Origin of the sequence: Brevibacillus sp. FSL L8-0520 (genome assembly GCF_037963895.1) — a bacterium.
Taxonomy (GTDB): Bacteria; Bacillota; Bacilli; order Brevibacillales; family Brevibacillaceae; genus Brevibacillus; species Brevibacillus borstelensis.
Genome location: NZ_CP150171.1, coordinates 4,660,880 through 4,681,693, shown reverse-complemented (window position 1 = coordinate 4,681,693; position 20,814 = coordinate 4,660,880). Strand labels below are relative to the sequence as shown.

Annotated in this window: 20 protein-coding genes and 1 riboswitch; of the genes, 17 read left to right on the top strand and 3 right to left on the bottom strand. The window is 51.1% G+C overall.

Going from position 1 to position 20,814, the window contains the following annotated elements:
• The first annotated feature begins 23 nt into the window (after positions 1–23).
• The 7 genes from NSQ24_RS22920 to NSQ24_RS22890 all read left to right on the top strand — a co-directional run bounded on the left by NSQ24_RS22920 (position 24) and on the right by NSQ24_RS22890 (position 8,569).
• Positions 24–2,147 (top strand): multicopper oxidase family protein, encoded by a 2,124-nt coding sequence (locus tag NSQ24_RS22920; protein WP_339166670.1) that lies wholly within the window; start codon positions 24–26, stop codon positions 2,145–2,147.
• A gap of 426 nt (positions 2,148–2,573) precedes the next feature.
• Positions 2,574–2,678, top strand: a riboswitch (SAM riboswitch).
• A 116-nt stretch (positions 2,679–2,794) separates the two neighbouring features.
• Positions 2,795–3,727: an ABC transporter permease gene (locus NSQ24_RS22915; protein WP_122957850.1), complete on the top strand. Its 933-nt coding sequence runs from the start codon at positions 2,795–2,797 to the stop codon at positions 3,725–3,727.
• 4 nt (positions 3,728–3,731) lie between these two features.
• On the top strand, positions 3,732–4,679 hold the full coding sequence (locus NSQ24_RS22910; RefSeq protein ID WP_122957849.1) for an ABC transporter permease: 948 nt from the start codon (positions 3,732–3,734) through the stop codon (positions 4,677–4,679).
• Between the two features lie 13 nt (positions 4,680–4,692).
• Entirely contained in the window at positions 4,693–5,715 is a 1,023-nt protein-coding gene (locus NSQ24_RS22905) for an ABC transporter ATP-binding protein (protein ID WP_122957848.1), read from the top strand.
• Positions 5,708–6,664 carry an ABC transporter ATP-binding protein gene (locus NSQ24_RS22900; RefSeq protein WP_024984618.1) on the top strand — a complete coding sequence of 319 codons (957 nt, stop codon included), beginning with the start codon at positions 5,708–5,710 and terminating at the stop codon, positions 6,662–6,664. Before NSQ24_RS22905 ends, NSQ24_RS22900 begins: the two co-directional genes overlap by 8 nt.
• 28 nt (positions 6,665–6,692) lie before the next feature.
• Positions 6,693–8,324, top strand: a complete 1,632-nt coding sequence (locus tag NSQ24_RS22895; RefSeq protein WP_024984619.1) for a peptide ABC transporter substrate-binding protein — start codon at positions 6,693–6,695, stop codon at positions 8,322–8,324.
• Positions 8,325–8,404: 80 nt separating this feature from the next.
• Positions 8,405–8,569 (top strand): hypothetical protein, encoded by a 165-nt coding sequence (locus NSQ24_RS22890; protein ID WP_155808004.1) that lies wholly within the window; start codon positions 8,405–8,407, stop codon positions 8,567–8,569.
• A gap of 137 nt (positions 8,570–8,706) precedes the next feature.
• On the opposite strand, the gene NSQ24_RS22885 is transcribed toward NSQ24_RS22890, so the two are convergent.
• Positions 8,707–9,129 (bottom strand): SRPBCC domain-containing protein, encoded by a 423-nt coding sequence (locus NSQ24_RS22885; protein WP_227277875.1) that lies wholly within the window; start codon positions 9,127–9,129, stop codon positions 8,707–8,709.
• Positions 9,126–9,452 (bottom strand): metalloregulator ArsR/SmtB family transcription factor, encoded by a 327-nt coding sequence (locus tag NSQ24_RS22880; RefSeq protein ID WP_003390152.1) that lies wholly within the window; start codon positions 9,450–9,452, stop codon positions 9,126–9,128. The genes NSQ24_RS22885 and NSQ24_RS22880 overlap by 4 nt, the downstream gene beginning before the upstream one ends.
• A gap of 494 nt (positions 9,453–9,946) precedes the next feature.
• On the opposite strand from NSQ24_RS22880, the gene NSQ24_RS22875 reads away from it, so the two are divergent.
• Positions 9,947–10,366 (top strand): VOC family protein, encoded by a 420-nt coding sequence (locus tag NSQ24_RS22875; RefSeq protein ID WP_003390150.1) that lies wholly within the window; start codon positions 9,947–9,949, stop codon positions 10,364–10,366.
• 99 nt (positions 10,367–10,465) lie between these two features.
• Here the strand turns inward: NSQ24_RS22875 and NSQ24_RS22870 are convergent, their stop codons facing one another.
• On the bottom strand, positions 10,466–11,743 hold the full coding sequence (locus NSQ24_RS22870) for an erythromycin esterase family protein (protein WP_327955493.1): 1,278 nt from the start codon (positions 11,741–11,743) through the stop codon (positions 10,466–10,468).
• A 404-nt stretch (positions 11,744–12,147) separates the two neighbouring features.
• Here NSQ24_RS22870 and NSQ24_RS22865 point away from each other — a divergent pair, with 404 nt between their 5' ends.
• From NSQ24_RS22865 to NSQ24_RS22825, 9 genes are all read left to right on the top strand, one after another.
• Positions 12,148–13,203 (top strand): hypothetical protein, encoded by a 1,056-nt coding sequence (locus NSQ24_RS22865; protein WP_339166663.1) that lies wholly within the window; start codon positions 12,148–12,150, stop codon positions 13,201–13,203.
• A gap of 87 nt (positions 13,204–13,290) precedes the next feature.
• Positions 13,291–13,698, top strand: coding sequence for an ankyrin repeat domain-containing protein (locus tag NSQ24_RS22860; protein WP_024984623.1), 408 nt, complete (start codon positions 13,291–13,293; stop codon positions 13,696–13,698).
• A 150-nt stretch (positions 13,699–13,848) separates the two neighbouring features.
• Positions 13,849–14,532 carry an SOS response-associated peptidase gene (locus tag NSQ24_RS22855; RefSeq protein ID WP_243014880.1) on the top strand — a complete coding sequence of 228 codons (684 nt, stop codon included), beginning with the start codon at positions 13,849–13,851 and terminating at the stop codon, positions 14,530–14,532.
• Positions 14,533–14,956: 424 nt separating this feature from the next.
• Positions 14,957–15,238: a sulfite exporter TauE/SafE family protein gene (locus NSQ24_RS22850; protein WP_081607803.1), complete on the top strand. Its 282-nt coding sequence runs from the start codon at positions 14,957–14,959 to the stop codon at positions 15,236–15,238.
• Positions 15,239–15,265: 27 nt separating this feature from the next.
• Entirely contained in the window at positions 15,266–16,462 is a 1,197-nt protein-coding gene (locus NSQ24_RS22845; RefSeq protein WP_122957861.1) for an FAD/NAD(P)-binding oxidoreductase, read from the top strand.
• Positions 16,463–16,550: 88 nt separating this feature from the next.
• Positions 16,551–17,984, top strand: a complete 1,434-nt coding sequence (locus tag NSQ24_RS22840) for an MBL fold metallo-hydrolase (RefSeq protein ID WP_339166660.1) — start codon at positions 16,551–16,553, stop codon at positions 17,982–17,984.
• Positions 17,985–18,183: 199 nt separating this feature from the next.
• Entirely contained in the window at positions 18,184–19,065 is an 882-nt protein-coding gene (locus NSQ24_RS22835; protein ID WP_339166658.1) for a PatB family C-S lyase, read from the top strand.
• Entirely contained in the window at positions 18,966–19,355 is a 390-nt protein-coding gene (locus tag NSQ24_RS22830) for an aminotransferase class I/II-fold pyridoxal phosphate-dependent enzyme (RefSeq protein ID WP_339168075.1), read from the top strand. Before NSQ24_RS22835 ends, NSQ24_RS22830 begins: the two co-directional genes overlap by 100 nt.
• A 22-nt stretch (positions 19,356–19,377) precedes the next feature.
• On the top strand, positions 19,378–20,781 hold the full coding sequence (locus tag NSQ24_RS22825; protein WP_031933185.1) for an L-cystine transporter: 1,404 nt from the start codon (positions 19,378–19,380) through the stop codon (positions 20,779–20,781).
• Positions 20,782–20,814 lie beyond the last annotated feature (33 nt).

The following is a 20,814-nucleotide window of genomic DNA, read 5'->3' as shown; positions in this document are numbered from 1 at the left end:
TCCGATCACGAGGAGGGGAGACCATGTTTGAAACCATTTCCAGCATCGTGCTTACGATCTGTATGACCCTGTTGTGGGGGATCGCCGGTATTGTGGCAACAGGCCTTCCTTACTCGCAAACCAGCGACAGCTTGAAAAAGAGGAGAGCTTTCCTTCTGCGGGTGGGTGGCGCGGCGCTTCTTCTGAGTGCTCTGTGGTACGCGATCATCATCGGCCAACTCGTTACGAGCGGCTGGCTGTTTGTAGAGGGAACGGTCAAAGCGATTATCCCGCTGACGTTGCTTTCTCAATTGTATTTGACGGTAACGGTATGGCCCCGGTTAAAAAGCTTGCGGGACTCCGGTGGAGATGCACCGACGACGGAAGCGTTGCGCACAGTGGCTCATCCATCCGTACTGCTGTCCTTTTATGCGGCAGCGCTCGCATCCGGCATTGCTGCTTTCAGCACCGTCTTTGCCCAGCCTGTTCTGCCCGGCCCGTTTGAGGTCGTTCAACGGATGATGCTGGTTGCGCTCCTTTTGCTTGTGCCGGCGATTTTTGCAAGAAGAAGGTACGCGAAGGTTGTACGGGGGGAACCGCTTCAGCGCGGGCTTGTTTACAGGATGGTCAACTTCGTTGCTGCTGGTACGCTAACCGCCGTGGTCGCAATCGCCATCCTTGTATCAAACGTACTGGCGGGAGTGCAAGCCTCCAAGCTGCCGGAAGCATCCGACATGATGAATCACGACCGGATTGACGAAGGGGGCGGCGCGGCTACACGGATGTCTGCAGGCTCCGGGCATCATCGTCATGAGCAGCATGGCGCTCATCATCAAACCGGCACGGGGACAGTTGAAGTAGCAGCTCTGACCGGAGATATTTCCGCTCCTGCCGATGTGAAGTTCGAACTGGTGGCACAGCAAGAGAAGATACCGCTTGCGTCTGGAGCCGTGATCGATGCCTGGACGTATAACGGCGAAATCGCTCCCGAGCTCAGGGTGAAGCATGGCGATATGGTCGAAGTGAAGCTGATCAATAAAGATATCGATAGCGGAGTGACGATTCATTGGCATGGCTATAACGTGCCGAATGCAATGGACGGCGTGCCGGGGATGACGCAAAATGTCGTGAAACCGGGGCAATCGTTTACTTACAAGTTTCGGGCCGAGCAGGAAGGGACGTACTGGTTCCATTCTCATCAGCAAGCGTCGGAGCAAGTGGTGAAAGGGTTTTTCGGCACGCTGATTGTCGAGTCGAAGCAGGACGCGGAAACCTTTGACGAACAGTTTACCGTCATCAACCATCGCTGGACGACCAGCCAAGGGTATAAACATGCCTTTGGAAAAGAAGACGGTTGGCAAACGAAGCAGGTAAAGCCGGGGAAGAAAGTAAAGCTGAGAATCATCAATACGCATAAGCTTTCACAAAAATATCTTCTGCAGGGGACCGATTTCCGAATCACGAGCATTGACGGGATGCGGATTCAAGACCCGCAGCCATTGTCCGATCAAACAGCGTTGCGGCTTGGTTCGGGCGGCAGATACGACGTGACCTTCACGATGCCGGACCGTCCCGTTCTCTTTAAACTCGGCGATTACAAGAACACGAGCAATCCTGGCATCATTTTTTATACCGAAACCCCTCCGGAGGAACCGATCTTCAAGGCGGAATCCGCCGAGTTCGACCCGTCCGATTACGGTAAGCCCGTCACAAATGACGTCACGGCAGCGAAAAAATTCGATCGGGAATTCCAAATGATTCTCGGAAACGAGATGGGATTTTACAACGGCACGTTTCATTTTTTGTGGACGATCAATGGAGAGGTGTATCCCCGGGTGCCGACTTTTGTCGTCAAAGAAGGCGATAGCGTCAAAACGACCTTTGTGAATAAAAGCTTGACCGAGCATCCGATGCATTTGCATGGGCATCATATGACGGTTTTGAAGAAGAACGGCGAGAAGGTGAAGACTCCATGGCTTACCGACACGTTAAACGTGCTGCCCGGCGAATCGTATGAGGTCGCATTTGTCGCGGACAATCCGGGCATGTGGATGGACCACTGCCATAACCTGGATCATGCGGCGACCGGCATGATTTTGCATCTTATGTATGATCATGTGCGGGCTTCTTATGAAGTTGGGACGAGGACTGGGAATTTGCCGGATTAGGCGATTGACTCCATGATGATAATGCCATATAAGGTTAAGAAAGAAAGGAAAGTGATGATATTGCTGTATTTATTTTCTTTCTTTACATTTCTTTTTTTAATAGGAGCATTGAAAAGTTTCTTTAGTTCTATCGAGTCTTTGAATAACTCCAATTTGACAAGATTTAAAAAAGCAGCAAACACATGTATAGTGTTTGGGATATTATTTGTTCTTTTTCTATTGATCACTATTGCTTTTATATTTATTACATTCCAGTAAGATAGAAAGTAACTATCGTCAGATCTCGTAAATTGATTTTTTTGTCCATTTCTATGAAAGCTGTAACAAATAAACAAAAATCAAATGCACTAAAACCGCATTGACATATCCAAGTAAAATGATAAGATAAAAAAGAATTTAGTGAATGAAATTTAACTTCATAAAACATTCTTATCGAGAGTGGTGGAGGGACTGGCCCGATGAAACCCGGCAACCTTGGTCTGATGGACCTTACGGTGCTAAATCCTGCGGAGTTATTCTGAGAGATAAGAAGGTGGGAACCGTACAAATCGCCCCTCTTCTTTCTGGAGAGGGGCTTTCTGTATGTATAATCCATAGTATTCGTATTTATTTACTTAGTATTACAATTGCACAAAGGAGGAAACAACGTGCTTCATTATGCGGTCAAGCGTGGCTTTCTCATGCTGGTTACGCTGTGGATCATTGTCACGGTGACGTTTGTGATCATGCACCTGATTCCGGGCGACCCGTTCGCGTCTGACGCCAAAATGCTTCCGGAAGAAGTCGTGAAAAACATGCGGGCCCAGTACAACCTGGATGAGCCGATCCCTATGCAGTACCTGCTCTATCTGAAAGGCTTGGTGCAATTTGACCTGGGGCCGTCCATCCAGTCCAAGACAAGGGACGTGAACACGCTGATTGCGGAGGGCTTTCCCGCCTCGGCTGTTCTGGGGCTCCAGGCGTTTCTTGTCGCGCTGGCAGGTGGGATCACAGTCGGAATCGTCGCGGCGCTCTACCAAAACCGGGCGTTGGATTTTCTGTCCATGTTCGCGGCCATCGTCGGGATTTCCGTCCCCAGTTTTATTCTGGCACCGCTGTTGATCAAATACATGGCGGTCAAATGGGAGCTTTTGCCCGTCGCGGCTTGGGGGAGCTGGGAGCATTCGGTTCTTCCGACGCTTGCGCTCGCCATCGGGCCGCTTGCCATTATCGCCCGATTCGTACGAGCCAGCATGCTGGAAGTCTGGCAGCAGGAATACATAAGCACGGCGGAGGCGAAAGGGCTTGGCACCTTTTCCATCGTCGTCAGACACGGGATGCGCAATACCATACTGCCGGTGCTTACCTTTGTCGGTCCGCTGTTTGCCAACCTGATGACCGGAACCTTTGTGGTGGAAAAGATTTTCGCCATTCCGGGGCTTGGCAAATACTTCGTGGAAAGCATTTTTAACCGCGATTATCCGGTCATTTTGGGAATGACTGTTTTTTACAGCTTTGTGCTCATTTTTACTTTGTACATCATCGACCTGCTGTACCGGGTGATTGACCCGCGCATCAGATTGACGAGCGGAGGGAGATAGCGTTATGGCCAATCAGGCAACACAACTGGATTCGCTGTTTCGACCTGTCGACCCAAGCCGGCTTGCCGGGGAAGAGCGGGAACGTCCCAGCCTCGGGTATTGGCAGGAGGTATGGCAGCGGGTATGCCGCAACAAGCTGGCGATACTCGGGTTCTTCCTGCTCGCGGCGGTGGTGGCGCTCTCGATCTTCGGACCGATGCTCGTTCCTCACAGCCCGCATGAGCAGTCGTTGACGCAGGGGAATCTGCCGCCCTCGGGCGAGCACTGGTTTGGAACGGACGATCTGGGCCGGGACATGTGGGCGCGTACCTGGATGGGCGGCCGCATCTCTTTGTTTATCGGTGTGGTGGCGGCGGCCATCGACCTGGTAATCGGTGTGTGCATCGGCGGCATTTCCGGATACATGGCAGGAAGGAGCAGGCTGGGTGACCGAGTGGACAACATCCTGATGCGGCTGGCTGAAATTCTCTACAGCATCCCGTATCTGCTGGTGGTGATCCTGCTGATGGTCGTTCTGGAGCCGGGACTCGCCACGATCATTATTGCGCTTTCGCTGACCGGCTGGGTGGGCATGGCCCGCCTGGTCAGAGGACAGCTCATGCAGATCAAGCGGCAGGAGTTTGTGCTGGCGGCAGAAAAGCTGGGCACCTCCCATGCCAAAATCATCATCAGGCATCTGCTGCCCAATACGATTGGCGTGATCATCGTCAACCTGACCTTTACGATTCCGCATGCGATCTTCGCCGAGTCGTTTCTCAGCTTTCTCGGTCTGGGCGTGCAAGCGCCGACGGCCAGTTGGGGAACGATGGCCAACGACGCGCTGGCGGTTGTGCTGAGCGGGCAGTGGTGGCGGCTGTTTTTTCCGGGATTCATGATTTCGCTTGCCATGTTCGCGTGCAACGCGCTCGGGGACGGTCTGCAGGACGCGCTGGACCCGCGCATCAGGAAATGAGGGGGAGTTCATCGTGAAGCCATTGTTGGAAGTAGACCAGCTGCGCGTCTCCTTTCGCACGTACGGCGGAGAGGTGCAGGCAGTGAGAGGGGTGTCCTTTTCCGTGAGGGAGGGAGAGACGCTGGCCATTGTCGGAGAGAGCGGCTGCGGAAAAAGCGTGACTGCCCGGGCATTGATGGGGATGATTCCGCCCCGATCCGGCCAGGTAAAGAGCGGCAGCATCCGGTTTCGCGGGCGTGAGCTGACCCGGCTGACGAAACAGGAGTGGCAGCAGATTCGCGGCTCGCAGATCGGCATGATCTTTCAGGACCCGATGACCTCGCTGAACCCGACGATGAAAATCGGGACACAGATTGCCGAAGGGCTGATCAAGCATCGAAAGCAGACGAAGGCGGAAGCAAAGGAAGAGACGCTGAAGCTGCTGGAGAGGGTGGGCATTCCGGAGGCGGCGAGGCGGTATGAACAATATCCGCACGAGCTGAGCGGAGGCATGCGGCAGCGTGTCGGCATCGCCATGGCGCTGGCTTGCCATCCAGAGCTGATCATCGCCGACGAGCCGACGACGGCGCTCGACGTGACCATACAGGCGCAAATCCTTCGGCTGATGAAGGAGCTGCAGCAGCAGTTGAACACATCGATCATTTTGATCACCCACGATCTGGGCGTAGTCGCAGAGGTGGCCGACCACGTGACGGTGATGTACGCGGGCGCAGTGGTGGAGAGCGGCCGGGCGGAAGAGATTTTTGACAACCCGCGCCATCCATACACACAAGGGCTGCTGCAGTCTGTGCCGCGTCTTGCGGCAGGCAAAAAAGAGCGGCTGGTCCCCATCGAAGGGACTCCGCCGGATTTGTTTCGTCCGCCAGCCGGCTGTCCGTTTGCCGCCCGCTGCCGCTTTGCTATGGAAATTTGCCTGGCGCATATGCCGCCAGCCGAATCGTTTTCCGATTCTCATGAGGCGAGCTGCTGGCTGAACGACCCGCGTGCCCCGAAGGCGGAAGCGTGGATTGCAGCAGGGAGGGAGACATATGCTTGACAACATCGTGGAGGTGGAGAATCTCGCCAAATCGTTTGAGATTGGCGGCGGCCAACGGGTCAGGGCTGTTGACCGCGTTTCTTTTGCCATCAGGCGGGGGGAGACGCTCGGTATCGTCGGGGAAAGCGGCTGCGGCAAGTCGACGCTGGGCAGGACGATCGTGGGCCTGTACCCGGCTACTGCGGGGCGCATCCTGTTTCAAGGAAAAGACCTCGCCAGGATGGACAGACACGAAAGGCGGGAAGCAAACCGCCACATGCAGCTAATCTTCCAGGACCCGCAAGCCTCGCTTAATCCGCGGCTCAGGGTGGGCGACATCATCGCCGAAGGAATCGACGCCTACGGATTGGCAAAAGGAAAAGAGCGGGAAGAACGCATCTACCGCCTGCTGGAGCTGGTCGGACTGCACCCCGGCCACGCCAAACGCTTTCCGCATGAATTCAGCGGCGGACAACGGCAGCGCATCGGGATCGCCCGGGCGCTTGCTGTGGAGCCGAGCTTTATCGTGGCGGACGAGTCCATCTCCGCACTGGATGTATCCATTCAGGCGCAAATCGTCAATTTGCTGGCAGATCTGCAGGCAGAGCGGGACATCACCTATTTGTTTATCGCGCATGACCTGGCGATGGTAAAGCACATCAGCGACCGGATCGGCGTGATGTACCTGGGGCAGATGATGGAGCTGGCACCGGGCGAGGAGTTGTTTGCAGCACCGCTGCATCCGTACACGCAGGCTTTGATCTCCGCCATGCCGGTCTCCCATCCTGCCCAGCGCGAAGAGCGGGAGCAGATTGTCCTGACCGGAGAGATGCCGAGCCCGATTCATCCGCCAAGCGGGTGCCCGTTTCGCACCAGATGCCCGGCGGCCCAAGGCGTCTGCGCCGAAGCAGCGCCGGAGTGGAAGGAGGTGAGGCGCGGACACTGGATCGCTTGCCATTTTGTACAGTAGACAGAGGAGAACAAGGAGGAAATCATCGATGAAAAAAGGATTGCTCGCTTTTGCCGCACTGCTGGCGCTCGCCGTGCCTGCGCTCTCCGCATGCGGCAGCGATAAGCCGGCTACGTCTTCCGATCAACAGACGGGGGCAGCCGTCAAACAAGTCATGACCGCCAATCTGCGGGGTGAACCGTACACATTGGACCCGGCATTCGCTTCCGATACCACCTCGTACTGGGTGATCGACCATCTGTACGAAGGACTGTACCGCTACGGCCAAAACGGGGACATCGTGGAAGGCGCAGCCGAAAAGGTGGAAGTCTCCCCGGATGGCAAAACCTACACGTTTACCCTGCGCCCCGAGATGAAATGGTCGAACGGCGATCCGGTAACGGCGCATGACTACGAATACTCCTGGAAGCGTGTGCTGAACCCGCAGACTGCCGCCTATGAACCATCTGCGCTCTACTACATACAAGGCGCGGAGGCGTACAACTCGGGCAAAGGCAGCGTGGATGACGTGCAGATCAAGGCAAAGGATGACCGCACACTCGTCGTCAGACTGAAAGACCCCATCACCTATTTCCCGAAAATCATGATGAGCCGCGCCTATCTGCCGGTGAACAAGAAAGTTGTGGAAGCGGACAAAAACTGGGCAGCGGAAGCGAAAGGCATCGTGACCAACGGCCCGTACACCGTGGAGAGCTGGGACCACAACAGTCAGCTGACCATCGCCAAAAGCCATAGCTACTGGGAAAAAGACAAGGTAACGATGGAGACCGTCCACTTCAAGATGGTGAACGAAGCGACTACCTACTACCAGATGTTCAAAACGGGAGAGCTTGACCTGATCGACTCTTTGCCAATCGACGTGATTGAGCAGGAAAAGGGAAAAGAAGAGTACAAATCGTTCCCGGACTACAGCATTTATACGTACACGTTTAACGTAGAGAAAGAGCCGTTCACCAACGCGAAAATCCGTCAGGCCTTTTCCTACGCAATCGACCGGGACATCCTGACGGCAAACGTGACCATGGGAGGCCAGCTCCCGGCGTACGGCTACACGCCATTCGGGGTGAAAACTCCTGCGGGCAAGGACTTCCGGGAAGAAGTGGCGCCATACTATCAGTTCGATCCGGCCAAGGCGAAGCAGCTTTTGGCGGAAGGCTTGAAGGAAGAAGGCTGGACAGAGCTTCCGCCGATTACGCTGAAATACAGCACGGCGGAAAACCACAAGAAGATCGCCGAAGCGCTGCAGGAAATGTTCAAGAAAAACCTGGGCGTGCAGGTGAAGCTGGAAAATCAGGAGTGGAAAACCTACATCGATACGTTCAAGCAGAAAAACTTCCAGATCGCCCGCATGGGGTGGAACGGCGATTACCTCGATCCGCTCGCGATGCTGGAGCTGTACACGGGGAAAAGCTCCCGCAACTTTACCAACTGGGCCAATCCGAAGTTTGACGAGCTGATCGAAAAAGCGAAGGTCGAACAAAACGAGGAAGCGCGCATGAAGCTTCTGCACGACGCCGAAACCGTGTTGATGCAGGATATGCCGGTCATCCCGATCTATTTCAACAACGAAAACTACCTCAACAGCAAAAAGATCGAAGGTATCCGCTTCAGCGTAACCGGGACACCGGACCTGCGCGGGGCAAAAAGATTGGCTGAGTAACCTCACGGACCCGGAATAAAATCCCTCAGAGGCACTCATAGTAAGAAGGGTGTTTACCGCAGAACAGGAGGGGGACAGACATGTCCAGACCGAACAACAAAAAGCCGAATGATCAGCAGCGGGAGTCGCAGGACTTTTTGGCAAAGCAGGGGGATCGAGTAGAGGGCGAGAGCGAGCTGGTGAAGCGGATGTACACGGAAAACGTGGAGCCGGTCGCTTCCGTCCAGCGAAACGAGATCGAATAAACGAAACCAGCGTGGTCGAAACGTCTGAGGGGCCATGGCATGGCACAGCAAAAAACCGGAGCGATTACGTGCTCCGGTTTTTGCTGTTTATCGCCTCGATACGGCTGTCGCCATTGATGCATAAATATTGAATGCGCTTATTGTTCCAACACCTTTTCAAGCTCGCCGCACCATTTGGTCCAGCCATACTTAGCTCCACCCAGTGCTTGGGCATTTGAGAATCCGGTTTGTTCGAGATGAAGGTTAACCTTTCCGTCCCCTACATCCTGCAGCGTCCAGGTGATCGTATGCTTCTCCTCTCCGCTGCCCCAAGTATAGGACAATCGGTGTGGCGGGTCCACGATAAGCACTTCGCCTTCAACAATTCCATCCCAATATTCGTTCGGTTCCGTACGAAACTGAAAACGGTGTCCTACGACGGGTTTAAAATCATTTTCCATTGCCTGACCGGTGTGGATGTTGACCACCCACTTGGCAAGCTTGCTTGAATCGGTCAAGGCGGTCCAAAGCTTCTCCATCGATGTCTTGTACTGAAAATCCAGGGATAAGGTTAAACTCATTCTTCTTCCTCCTCTAATAGTTGGCTCAAGCGCAACATATTCGTACTCCAGAACTTGCTGTAGAAAGCCACCCAATCTTGAATTTCTCTGAGTGGAGAGGCGTTCAGCCTATATCGCGTTTCTCTGCCGACTTTTCGATCAAGTACCAGTCCGGCCTCTTTCAGGACTGTCAAATGCTTGGATACCGCTGTACGGCCCATTTCAAAATGCGTGGTTAACTCATGAAGCGGCATCTCCTCTGCCTCTGCCAACAGACGAATCAATCGGCGCCTGGTTGGATCTGCAATCGCGTCAAACACATCCCGCTGGTTGTTCTCGTTCACAGCTACCCGCTCCAAAAAATATGATTTTATGTAGGAGAAATCTATGGTGTACTAAGGGACAGCCGTTGATTTCACCACCTCCTTACAGTATGCAACTCTTCGGACGCAGTGTCCACGAGGCGATATTTCGTCAGCATGCACTTTTTTCAATCTTTTTTCCTCTGACTGGTTTTCTACTTTCGCAGTTGTTTCCGTACCAATAAGCTTGCTCATTGGTTTTCTTCTTTTAATTGGTTCAAGTCAAACTTATTCAGATTCAAACTTTACAAAATGAATAAATCGTCATTCGGACACCAAATGGTGTCTGTTTTGATAATACGACACCATTTGGTGTCCTGTCAAACAGTATTTTTTGCACCACAGCTTGTTTGAATGAGAGGCTGATAAATGAGCAGAAGAACCAATACAATGTTTGGGTTATTGAAGATAGCAATTGAAAAGAAATCAACGCATTTGATAAAAGGTATGATGGGAAAAAAAGGAGCTGATCTAGGATGACAGTAAAACTTACCCCTTATGTAAATTTGGAAGGGAACGCAAGGGAAGCGATTCAGTTTTATGAACAAGCGATAGGTGCCGAAGTCCTCACCATCATTACTTACGGTGATATGCCGGAAATGCCTGATACTTTTACGGATGAGGTAAAGAATCTTGTGGCACACGCAAAGCTGCGTGTGGGTGAAACGGAACTCATGTTTTCCGATGCTCCAACCGGTTCGTCTATTCCCAAGGGCAAACAGGTAACCATTTGCCTTTCAACGAATGACGTGGAAAAATCAAAACGATTTTTTGAAGCCCTGCAGCAAGGCGGTCAAGTGAATATACCATTTGAAGAAAACTCTTTTAGCCCAGGGTTTGGCGATGTAACTGACAAATTTGGCGTGACCTTTCAAATTTATACGGAAAGCAGATAGAATTAGGAAAGAGAATGCCTTTTTTGCATCAGCAAAAAGGGCATTCTCTTTCTTTAAACTACGGTATGATCAGCAAGGAACCCGACAATTCCCGCTCCGTTACTCTTTTAACATTACCGAAGGAGTAGCAGTCCGCACGAAAATCAGCGCATCAAAAGCTTTCGCCGGAACCATCTGCAACGTATACATCTTTTCCATTTTTTCATACAATCCGCTAAAGACTGCTCCGATGGCACTGATGGGCTGCGTTTTATTCAGGTAGGCGGTGAAACTTTCATTATTTTTGGCCTTTGCAAAATCCAGGAATCCATCCTGCATGTTTGTCTGTGCAAACAGTACAGCCAGCCGATCGTTGCCGCTATTTTTTACATGAAACTCCTTTCGCTCATTGGTAAAGGCGTCATTGGCAATAAAGGAGCTTTCGTAAAATTCACTGCCGATGGCGTAATACTGGTCCCCAAAGGCTTTGGCGAGATGGGTCCCCATGCAAGTGGCTGTTCCTGCGGTAGTGGAGGTTTTTTCAATGTGTCCATTATGTCCGGTGATGAACAGTTTTTCGCGACCGTAATATTTCTTTTCGTAGGACAAGACCCACTTCACTTTTTCCGCCATATAGAAATCGCGGGTATTGCTATAGTTGGCATTGGTTCCGCGAAGAGTAGCGTTTTGCTTGATCGCCTCGGCAAAGGCCAGTGCCAGCTCATATTCTCGCTCGGAGCTTTTGGCGATATAAACGGATTTATTTTCTTTCATACGCTCCATCAGGCTTTTCATATGGGAGAGCCCGTCTTGTACGGTTGCTTTCTTTTGATCATACACTGTCTTGTCATTCAGATTCGCAAGTGCCGTCTCATACTTGGAGGCAAGTGGCGGGTCCACCTTTTTCAAGTAGGAGAACAGCCCGTTTTTGTTGTGGTCATAGCGCTGCATGTCAAACCCGTAAAAATGAATTTTGTCTTTTGCATCCCGATGCTCGTTATAGGAGCGCATCCAGGAGAGAAGGGCTGCCATTTCTTGCGTATTGTAGATGGTAAATCCGATTGCCTTTGCCGCATCTTGGGCAGTTCCGCTGCCTCCCAGTATGTATTCGTTGACCTTTTGCCCTCCGCCAAAATCGCCTTCGATGGCGAATACGCGATATCCTTGCTTTTCTACGAGATGCTTGAAAATATCCAACTTTAGCATCGTAAATTGCTTGTTGCCATGTGTAGCTTCCCCAAACCCGATAATGGTTTTCGAAGGAAGCGCCATTTTGGAAACAGGGACGAGGCTGGATTTCACCGACTGTTGCAACGGGTTGGTGGATACCGCTTGGAAACCTGTCAGTACACTCATCATGATGAGCAAGCTCATGACGATCAAGAGGTTTTTTTTCATATCGTTCTCTCTTTCTTGAGTTGATCCTTGCTTTGATAAAAGATGACAACCGCATATGTCATCTTCCTTTTGGATTGATAGAAACGTACAAGGCTCATCTAATGGTTTTTCTTGCCATTTACATAATTATACTCTTTTCGGATACGTTTAGCTACATTGAATTAATTTTATCCCAGTTCCAGTTTCATTTTTCGTCCCCGCGGAAAAGGGTTTTTGTGGAATTTGCGGAATAGTCAAATGAAAAGTTGCATTATCCGTTAGATGATCAGTCCGGCTAAGTAATTTTTTGGATGATTTATACAGTTCGTTTCACGCCAGAATCTTCGCTCAGGTAGTTGCGTTCTATAATGGACCGAAGCCATTTTGCCTCGGTCCGTTTCTGCATGATCGGAGGGAGTTCCCAATTGAAAAAATACATGCTGTTTCTGCTCGTATCCATCCTGTTCATAGCAGGCTGCCAGAATACGGATGAAATGCCTTTGCAAAATAAAACACCGCATCTGGCAGTCATCAAACAAGCAGGAAAATCCAATGTTGTTACTTTGGATAAAGACTACAAAGTAGTAAAGGAGAAGAAAATCGGCAAATTCCTGATCGATGCACAGATCGATGGGCAAACGCTGTATCTGATTGATCCAGGAATTGAGGAGCCCAGAAAAGACCTGTACGCCGTGCCCTACATTCCGCAAAAGCTTTTTATTCACGATCGAATCGCGTATATTGCTTCATCCGTGGAATCCCGAAATGTGGGTTTTCATTTCATGCTTGTCGATCTCGACTCTTTTTCTCTCATCGAGACGCTAACCGTACCTGGGGCCGTGCGCTCTATGATCCCGGCAGAAAACGGCATAACGATGTACGTGAACTCAGGCGGGGCGCATAATTATGGGCAGTATGCAAAAAAGGTCCAAATTGGCAAAGCCGAGACGGGCAAGTACCAAATCATAACCATGAACGATATTCCGGAAGAACTTCCGCCCAATGGCGTTGTTCCATTTCAGGATCACTATATAGCTGTCTATGCCGGGTTCGCCAAAGGACCTAAACCGAAGTGGGTGAAACGTCCGGAATCCTATACGAGCAAACTGAAGGTGCTGAATCCGAAAACAGGTTCTGTCTTGCAGGAGATCACTTTGGAAGAAACCTTTCCTCAATCCATTGTGCGAAAGGGAGACATAGCCTTCGTTAATCATTTTACGGACCTGGACATGACGGGGGACACGATCTCAGTCTATGACCTGAAAAAAATGGAGCTGAAAGCAAAGCTGCAATCCCCAACGCCTTCCTCTATCGCTTTGGATGGTTCAAACCTCCTTGTCTCGAATATGACACAGGGGACCCTATCGGTGTTTGATACTGAGGAGCTTAAACAGAAGCAACAAGTGGCAGTTGGCGAGTGGCCTTCCAAAGTGCTTGTCGTTCCAGAAAGGAATAAGCAAAGCAGCCTTCCGTTGAAATGACTCTGTTACGTAAACAGGATGCAAAGAGTTAGGCTTGCTGCTGCCATATACGTTCATAGGGGTTGTCTATAAAGAATGAGGTGCGATATGAATAAACGATATTTGATTTTTGCCCTATTCACTGTGCTTGTTGGAATCGGTTTATTTCAGCTTTCCGCTGTTTTTCACCTCGGGCAAACGAAGAATTACAATGACAATTACGATGAAACCTTCAACCCAAATGAGTTCATCCGTGCTGCACAAAACGGCAATGTGGACGAGGTAAAGCCGTTCATCCAGAATAATATGAATCCCGATGTTACAGACAATGATGGAAGAACGGCGCTTTTACATGCTGTCATCGGGAAAAAGCATGAGGTAGCGGAGTACTTGCTAATGAACAAAGCCGATCCCAATATCAAAGATTTTTATGGAGACTCGCCGTTAAAAATCTCAAGGGAAATAAACGACGCAAAGCTCACAGAGTTATTAGAGAGAAATGGGGCAAAAGAATAGCGGGATTATGAAGAAAAAGCGCCTTCGGGGGCTTTTTTGTTATGTACCGGAGAGTAGGAGATGGGATGACACGTCTAATCGCTCCCGTGCTTCGGGGAGGGGGTATTTTTGTTGGGAATGAGGAATGCTGGTGGCAGGAGGGAATTGCCTATGTGCGGGCGCTTTACGCTTGTCACCGACCCGGAGAAGCTGATGAGCCGGTTTCAACTGCAGGAAATCCTGTTCGACCTAAAGCCGCGGTACAACATCGCCCCCGGCCAGCCAATTCCGGCCATTCTAGCTGACGGAGGGCGCCAAAGACTCGGACAATTGCGCTGGGGGCTTGTTCCGTCATGGGCTCAAGACGACAGGAACAGTTATAAAATGATCAATGCGCGGGCCGAGACTTTAACCGAGAGGCCGGCTTTCCGAAAGCTCTTTGTCCGCAAGCGATGTCTCATTCCGGCTGACGGCTTTTATGAATGGAGGCAAACGCAAAAAGGCAAGCAGTCCATGCGCATTATGATGAAAAATGAGGAACCGTTTGCTTTTGCCGGTCTCTTTGATACCTGGACAAATGCAGATGGGGTGAAGCTTCATACCTGTGCAATCATTACGACCAGTGCCAACGAGGTTGTCGCAGGCATCCATGACCGCATGCCCGTTATTTTAAAGGGACCTGAGGAGGAAGCAATTTGGCTGGATCGCGATACATGCGACTCTGAATTGCTGAGGTCGCTTCTCACTCCTTACGATGCGGCGCAGATGCGAGCCTACCCTGTCTCCCATATTGTCGGAAGTCCAAAAAATGATGTAGCGGAGTGTATACAGGAAATTGCCGAACCGGCGTGGTAGAGCCCGTTCCCGTTTTGGGAGAGGCGAGGTATAAGATTTGCAAGGTCACCTGAAAGGGTGGCTTTTTTGCGTAGCTTCCCGAATCTCTGCCTGCCTTTTGCCAACAATGCCAAACCGTTGTCAGTGTTGCAAGAGGCTTCAAGCCCAAATTATAACTGAATATTCCATCAATTATGCTTTCAAAGCTGACAATTGCGCATAAAAGCGACAAGCGAAAAATGGCGATTTGACGGGAAAAATCGAATTGGCACGATGCTTGCTATTACTCATGGTCAAGTATGTCTGAAGGGAGGGCAAGCGAGTCGGGAAGGAGGGAGTTATCAAAAGGACGGGTGTTGTCCAAAAGGCCGATGTTGTCAGAAGGAGAAGGTTGAGCAGACATCGATTCACGTGATTCTCGCAATCATGTCGTTGCTCCAATTTCATTCCGCACGCCAGGGCCGGTCATGTCCGATGGAAAACAGCGGTGATTTTTGCCATTCTTGGTGCAATAGGAGCATATTTCGGATCGTTTGCCGGTACATTGATACCTGAAAACCAATTATTGTTTTTATTTTCCATCTCGATGATGAGCATGGCTGTCCGAATGTCTATGCCAAAGAAAAAGCAAGAGGAGGCGAGTGCTGCTGGTGAGCAGGTCAATGTTTGGCGGGCCGCAGTTGCCATTTACATGCTGTTTTTCAATGCAGAGGCCTTGAATTTGTGACTTTACATGGGGATGGGGTGGATGGAAATGTCAGTTGCTCACTACAAAATCGTGATTGTAGGCGGAGGCAGCGCAGGCATCTCGGTTGCAGCACGTCTTCTGCGCAAGTCGCGTGATTTGTTCGGAAAGATTGCCATCGTAGACTTCTCGACGAAGCATTACTATCAGCCATTGTGGACGCTTGCCGGTGCCGGTGTCGTTCGCAAGGAGGTTACCGAGCGCGAGGAAGCATCGCTGATCCCGAATGGCGCGAAATGGGTGCAAGATGCCGTTACTGAATTTTTGCCGAACGAAAACACCGTCGTAACCGCGTCCGGAGACAAAATCCGCTACGACTATCTGGTCGTTTCAGCGGGCATCCAGATTGATTGGGAGAAGGTAAAAGGGCTGAAGGAGAGTATTGGCAAACACGGGGTTTGCAGCAATTACTCTTATGATTACGTCGAGAGCACATGGGACAATATTCGCAGCTTTACGGGCGGCACGGCGATTTTTACCAACCCCAATACTCCCGTAAAATGCGGCGGGGCTCCTCAGAAAATCATGTATTTGGCGGATGATTACTTTCGCAAATCAGGCGTACGCTCCCGGGCATCCATCCGTTTTGTCTCCGGCGGAGCGAGCATATTCGCCGTGAAAAAGTATGCGGATGCTTTGCAGAAGGTGATTGAAAGAAAACAAATCGAGACACGGTTCAAGCATAATCTCGTTGAAATTATCGGTGATAAAAAACAAGCGGTCTTTGTGAACATGGATACCAACGAGCGTGTGATCATGCCCTATGACATGATTCATGTCGTGCCGCCGATGAGCGCCCCCGATTTTATCAAAAAAAGTCCGCTTGCGGCAGGCGACGGTTGGCTCGATGTGGATAAATACACGCTGCAGCATAAACGGTTTGGGAATGTTTTCGGGGTGGGGGACTGCACCAATTTGCCGACATCAAAAACGGGCGCCGCGATCCGCAAGCAGGGGCCGATCGTCGTGCAAAACCTGCTGGCCATGATCAGCGGAAAGCCTGTTTGCGACAAATACAACGGATATACCTCATGCCCGCTCGTGACCGGCTATGGAAAATTGATATTGGCGGAATTCGATTATGAGCTCAATCCCCAAGAGTCGTTTCCCTTTGATCAATCCCGTGAAAGGCTCAGTATGTATTGGCTGAAAAAGGATTTGCTTCCCGTGATGTACTGGAAGGGCATGCTCAAAGGGATGATGTAAAACCAAACCATTCCGCACAAACGCTTTGCTTACCGATCTCTTGTCAGATCGGACAAAAATTAATGAAAAGATGGATGGAGGCTGACTTATGCTGCTCAAGTATTTCTATGATGACAAATTGGCCCAGGCATCTTATCTGGTGGGATGCCAGGCTTCCGGCGAGGCCATCGTCATTGATCCTGCCCGCGATATCGAAACATATGCCAAAGCTGCAAAAGCAAACGGGGTGAAGATCGTTGGCGTGACGGAAACACACATTCATGCCGACTTTCTTTCCGGCGCACGGGAAATCGCTTCGAGATTCGGAGCTGCCTTGTACTTGTCCGATGCAGGAGGGGCGGATTGGCGCTACCAATACGCAAGCGAATACAAGCATTGCTTGCTAAAGGACGGCGACACCTTCCAGATTGGCAATCTCACGTTCGAGGTGCTCCATACGCCGGGACACACCCCCGAACACATATCGCTGCTGTTGACAGATGGCGGTTCTTCGGCAAACGAACCGATCGGGATTTTCACAGGGGACTTCGTGTTTGTCGGTGACGTGGGGCGTCCAGACCTTTTGGAAAAAGCGGCAAAGGTAAGCGGCTCCGCTGAGGAGATGGCACGGAAAATGTTTCACTCGCTGGCGCGATTCAAAAAACTCCCTGACTATCTGCAAGTCTGGCCCGGGCATGGGGCGGGCAGCGCGTGCGGCAAGGCGATCGGGGCCGTCCAATCGTCCACGGTCGGCTATGAGAAACGGACGAATTGGGCGTTGCAGCATGAGCATGAAAATGATTTTATCCAGGAATTGCTGGCGGGGCAGCCCGAGCCGCCAACCTATTTTGCGATGATGAAGCAGCTCAATAAAATGGGCCCACAACTGGTGCAAGAGATAGCAGCTCCGTTGCAAGCAGAGGCTTCATTAGACGCAGTAGAGGCATGGGTGCAGCAAGGCATGGTTGTCGATACCCGTCCGGCAAGCATGTTCGCCCAAAGGCATTTGCCGGGAGTCATCAATATTCCTTATGACCAATCATTCGTCACGTGGGCTGGCTGGCTGCTCGACTATGATCGGCCCATCTACCTGTTGGCCGACAAGCAGTCCGTTCCAGATATTCGAAAGGCTTTGCAGTCAATCGGATTGGACCAGGTCGCTTCCACGATGGATCTGGATGTGTTCGAGCTCCATGATGACTCGAAGTTCGCCAAATACGAGGAGGTAACGCCAGAGGAGGTAGGGGAGCAAGTACAAACGAAACAGATATACGTTCTAGATGTCCGTTATGCAAAAGAGCATGCTGATGGCTGTATTCCCGAAGCGAAACACATCATGCTTGGATACTTGCCGGCAAGCATTCAGGAATTGCCCCGTGACAAACCGATCCTGGTCCAATGCAAATCAGGGAGAAGATCCGCCATCGGGGTGAGCCTTTTGCAGGCACACGGCTTCAAAAATGTTCGGAACTTGATCGGCGGCTTTGACGAATGGGTGAAACAAGGGCTTCCCATCGTAAGGCGAGAGACAAGGAGAACCTAATCGAACATGGACCAGGTAGGTTTATGAGCACGATGCTGCCACTCGGGATCGAGAAGCCTGTATTCGCCTGTTTGGCAGGTCTGTATCACAGTGGCTCTGGCCGATGAAAATAGACGGTTGCCGAAAGGGAATGGCTGCCTGCTTTTTTACAGGCAGCGCAACAATAAAATGAAAGCGCCATCATGGGGAGGTTAGGTACATGCACTACGATTTCGATCAAGTCCACAACCGATTTCACACTGATTCGATCAAGTGGGACAGAACGGAAAAGCTGTTCGGTGACAAAGATATCCTGCCCATGTGGATAGCCGACATGGATTTTCGCTGCCCTCTGCCCGTCATTGAACGTCTGATCAGCAGGGCGGAGCATGGAATTTTTGGCTATACAGCGAGGTCCGACAGCTATTTTGAGTCGTTTGCCGGCTGGGTGAAACGCCGGCATCATTGGGAGATCAAAAAAGAATGGATACGCTGCAGTCCAGGCATTTTAACAGCATTGAGCATCATTGTCCAAACCTTTACGGAGCCGGAAGACAAAGTGATCATTCTGCCGCCGGTGTACCATCCCTTTCCCGGTATTGTGCAAAAAAATAACCGGGAGCTGGTGCTAAATCCGCTGATGCTGAACAATGGCCGGTATGAAATGGATTACGACGATCTTATCGGCAAAATCGATCCAAAGGTAAAGATGATCATTCTTTGCAACCCGCACAACCCGGTCGGGAGAGTGTGGACAAAAGCGGAGCTTGAACGCTTGGGCAAAATATGTGCCGAGCATGACATCCTTGTAGTATCCGATGAGGCTCACTTCGATCTGATCCACAATGGACATCGCCATACGCCGTTTGCCAGCATTTCGGAGCAGTTTGCGCTTGGGTCGATCACATGCACAGCACCAAGCAAAACATTTAATATGGCAGGTCTGCAAATGTCCAACATCATCATTCCGGATCAACAGAAACGGGCGATGTTTACGAAAGCATTGGATATGCTTCATCTGAGTCTGTCCAACACATTTGGCCTGCCGAAACGGCCTACCGACATGGTGATGAATGGCTGGATCAATGCCTCGCGTATGTAGGAGACAATCTGGCTTTTCTGACAGACTTTATTGAAGCCCATATAAAGCCAATCAAAGTGATCCAGCCGGAAGGAACCTATCTGGTATGGCTCGATTGCCGCGAATTGGGAATGGATGCGAAGACACTCGAACAGTTCTTTCGAAAGCAGGCCAAGGTGGCATTGGACGAGGGCTACAAATTTGGGAAGGGAGGAGAAGGGTTTACGAGAGTGAATATCGCTTGTCCACGGTCTGTCCTGGAAGAGGGCTTGCAGAGAATGGCCAGTGCCGTTCACCAATGGGTCCAATAAACCATGAAAAGAGGGAGTCCTCATGACTGTACAGGTGCTTCTGAACATCCTGGGCATGCTGATCATTCTATTCATCCTGTATTCCATGCAAAAGAGGTTCGCCTCTTTTACCAAGCGGGTGTTTGCCGCATTGGGCCTGGGAATACTGTTTGGCCTCTTGCTGCAATTTGTCTACGGATCAGGGTCTGAAGTGATCAAGCTGTCCGTCGATTGGTTCAACATCGCGGGGAATGGCTATATCAAATTGCTGCAGATGGTTGTCATGCCGCTCGTGTTCATTTCGATCCTGTCCGCATTCACGAAAGCGACGCTGTCGCACAATATCGGCAAAATCGGGGGCTTGATCATCGGGTTACTGGTTGGCACGACTGCGATTGCTGCGGCAATCGGCATAGGGGCATCGCTTGCGGCCGATTTGCAGTCCTTGCAGCTGGATCAGGGAGCAAAAGAGGTCGCCCAGTTGGAGAAAATCGAAAAAACATTGGGGAATCTTGAGAACATGTCCGCACCGCAAAAACTGGTAGAGCTCCTCCCCGGCAACCCGTTTCTGGATCTGACGGGAGCGCGTCCGACATCGACGATTGCGGTCGTGATCTTCTCCGCCTTCTTGGGCATGGCTTATCTGGGAGTGAAGCGGAAAAAACCGGACCAGGCCGACATGTTTGCGAAGATGACCGACGCCCTTTACACGATCATCATGAGAGTCGTGACATTGATTCTGCGACTGACTCCATACGGCGTGCTTGCCTTAATGACAAAAATAGCGGCGACGAGTGATCTGAATGCCATTTGGCGGCTTGGCAAATTTGTGCTGGCTTCGTATGTCGCTCTGCTCATTATGTTTGGTGTTCACCTGCTGCTTATTGCGCTCTCTGGCTTAAATCCTTTGACCTACGTAAAGAAAGCGATCCCTGTCCTGACCTTTGCCTTTACCTCGCGTTCCAGTGCAGGCACCCTGCCGCTAAATGTCCAAACACAGCACAAAGAATTGGGCGTCCCCGAGGGAATCGCCAATTTTGCAGGATCATTCGGAATTTCGATCGGGCAAAATGGATGCGCCGGAATTTATCCGGCCATGCTGGCAGTCATGGTCGCACCTGCGGCAGGGATCGACCCGACGAGCCCAACCTTTATTTTGACCTTGATCGCTGTCGTGGCCATCAGTTCCTTTGGTGTTGCAGGGGTAGGCGGCGGAGCAACGTTTTCGGCGCTTATTGTCCTCTCCACGATGAACCTGCCAGTGGCACTGGTCGGGCTGCTTATCTCAATCGAGCCGCTGATTGATATGGCACGGACAGCCGTCAACGTAAGCGGGAGCATGACAGCAGGATTGCTTACAAGCAAGGTTACGAAACAGTTGGATATGGGGATTTACGGGAAACATGCAGGCGCCGAAGATAGCATTCCGCCATTGCAAAATCTGTAAGATCAAAAAGAGTAGAATGTAAAGGCTGTCCGG

What these genes read in the sequence shown, in the direction of transcription:
- NSQ24_RS22920 (WP_339166670.1), top strand. Translation starts at nt 24, where the DNA reads ATGTTTGAAACCATTTCCAGCATCGTGCTTACGATCTGTATGACCCTG.
- NSQ24_RS22910 (WP_122957849.1), top strand. Translation starts at nt 3,732, where the DNA reads ATGGCCAATCAGGCAACACAACTGGATTCGCTGTTTCGACCTGTCGAC.
- NSQ24_RS22900 (WP_024984618.1), top strand. Translation starts at nt 5,708, where the DNA reads ATGCTTGACAACATCGTGGAGGTGGAGAATCTCGCCAAATCGTTTGAG.
- NSQ24_RS22895 (WP_024984619.1), top strand. Translation starts at nt 6,693, where the DNA reads ATGAAAAAAGGATTGCTCGCTTTTGCCGCACTGCTGGCGCTCGCCGTG.
- NSQ24_RS22890 (WP_155808004.1), top strand. Translation starts at nt 8,405, where the DNA reads ATGTCCAGACCGAACAACAAAAAGCCGAATGATCAGCAGCGGGAGTCG.
- NSQ24_RS22885 (WP_227277875.1), bottom strand. Translation starts at nt 9,129, where the DNA reads ATGAGTTTAACCTTATCCCTGGATTTTCAGTACAAGACATCGATGGAG.
- NSQ24_RS22875 (WP_003390150.1), top strand. Translation starts at nt 9,947, where the DNA reads ATGACAGTAAAACTTACCCCTTATGTAAATTTGGAAGGGAACGCAAGG.
- NSQ24_RS22870 (WP_327955493.1), bottom strand. Translation starts at nt 11,743, where the DNA reads ATGAAAAAAAACCTCTTGATCGTCATGAGCTTGCTCATCATGATGAGT.
- NSQ24_RS22860 (WP_024984623.1), top strand. Translation starts at nt 13,291, where the DNA reads ATGAATAAACGATATTTGATTTTTGCCCTATTCACTGTGCTTGTTGGA.
- NSQ24_RS22855 (WP_243014880.1), top strand. Translation starts at nt 13,849, where the DNA reads ATGTGCGGGCGCTTTACGCTTGTCACCGACCCGGAGAAGCTGATGAGC.
- NSQ24_RS22845 (WP_122957861.1), top strand. Translation starts at nt 15,266, where the DNA reads ATGTCAGTTGCTCACTACAAAATCGTGATTGTAGGCGGAGGCAGCGCA.
- NSQ24_RS22840 (WP_339166660.1), top strand. Translation starts at nt 16,551, where the DNA reads ATGCTGCTCAAGTATTTCTATGATGACAAATTGGCCCAGGCATCTTAT.
- NSQ24_RS22835 (WP_339166658.1), top strand. Translation starts at nt 18,184, where the DNA reads ATGCACTACGATTTCGATCAAGTCCACAACCGATTTCACACTGATTCG.
- NSQ24_RS22825 (WP_031933185.1), top strand. Translation starts at nt 19,378, where the DNA reads ATGACTGTACAGGTGCTTCTGAACATCCTGGGCATGCTGATCATTCTA.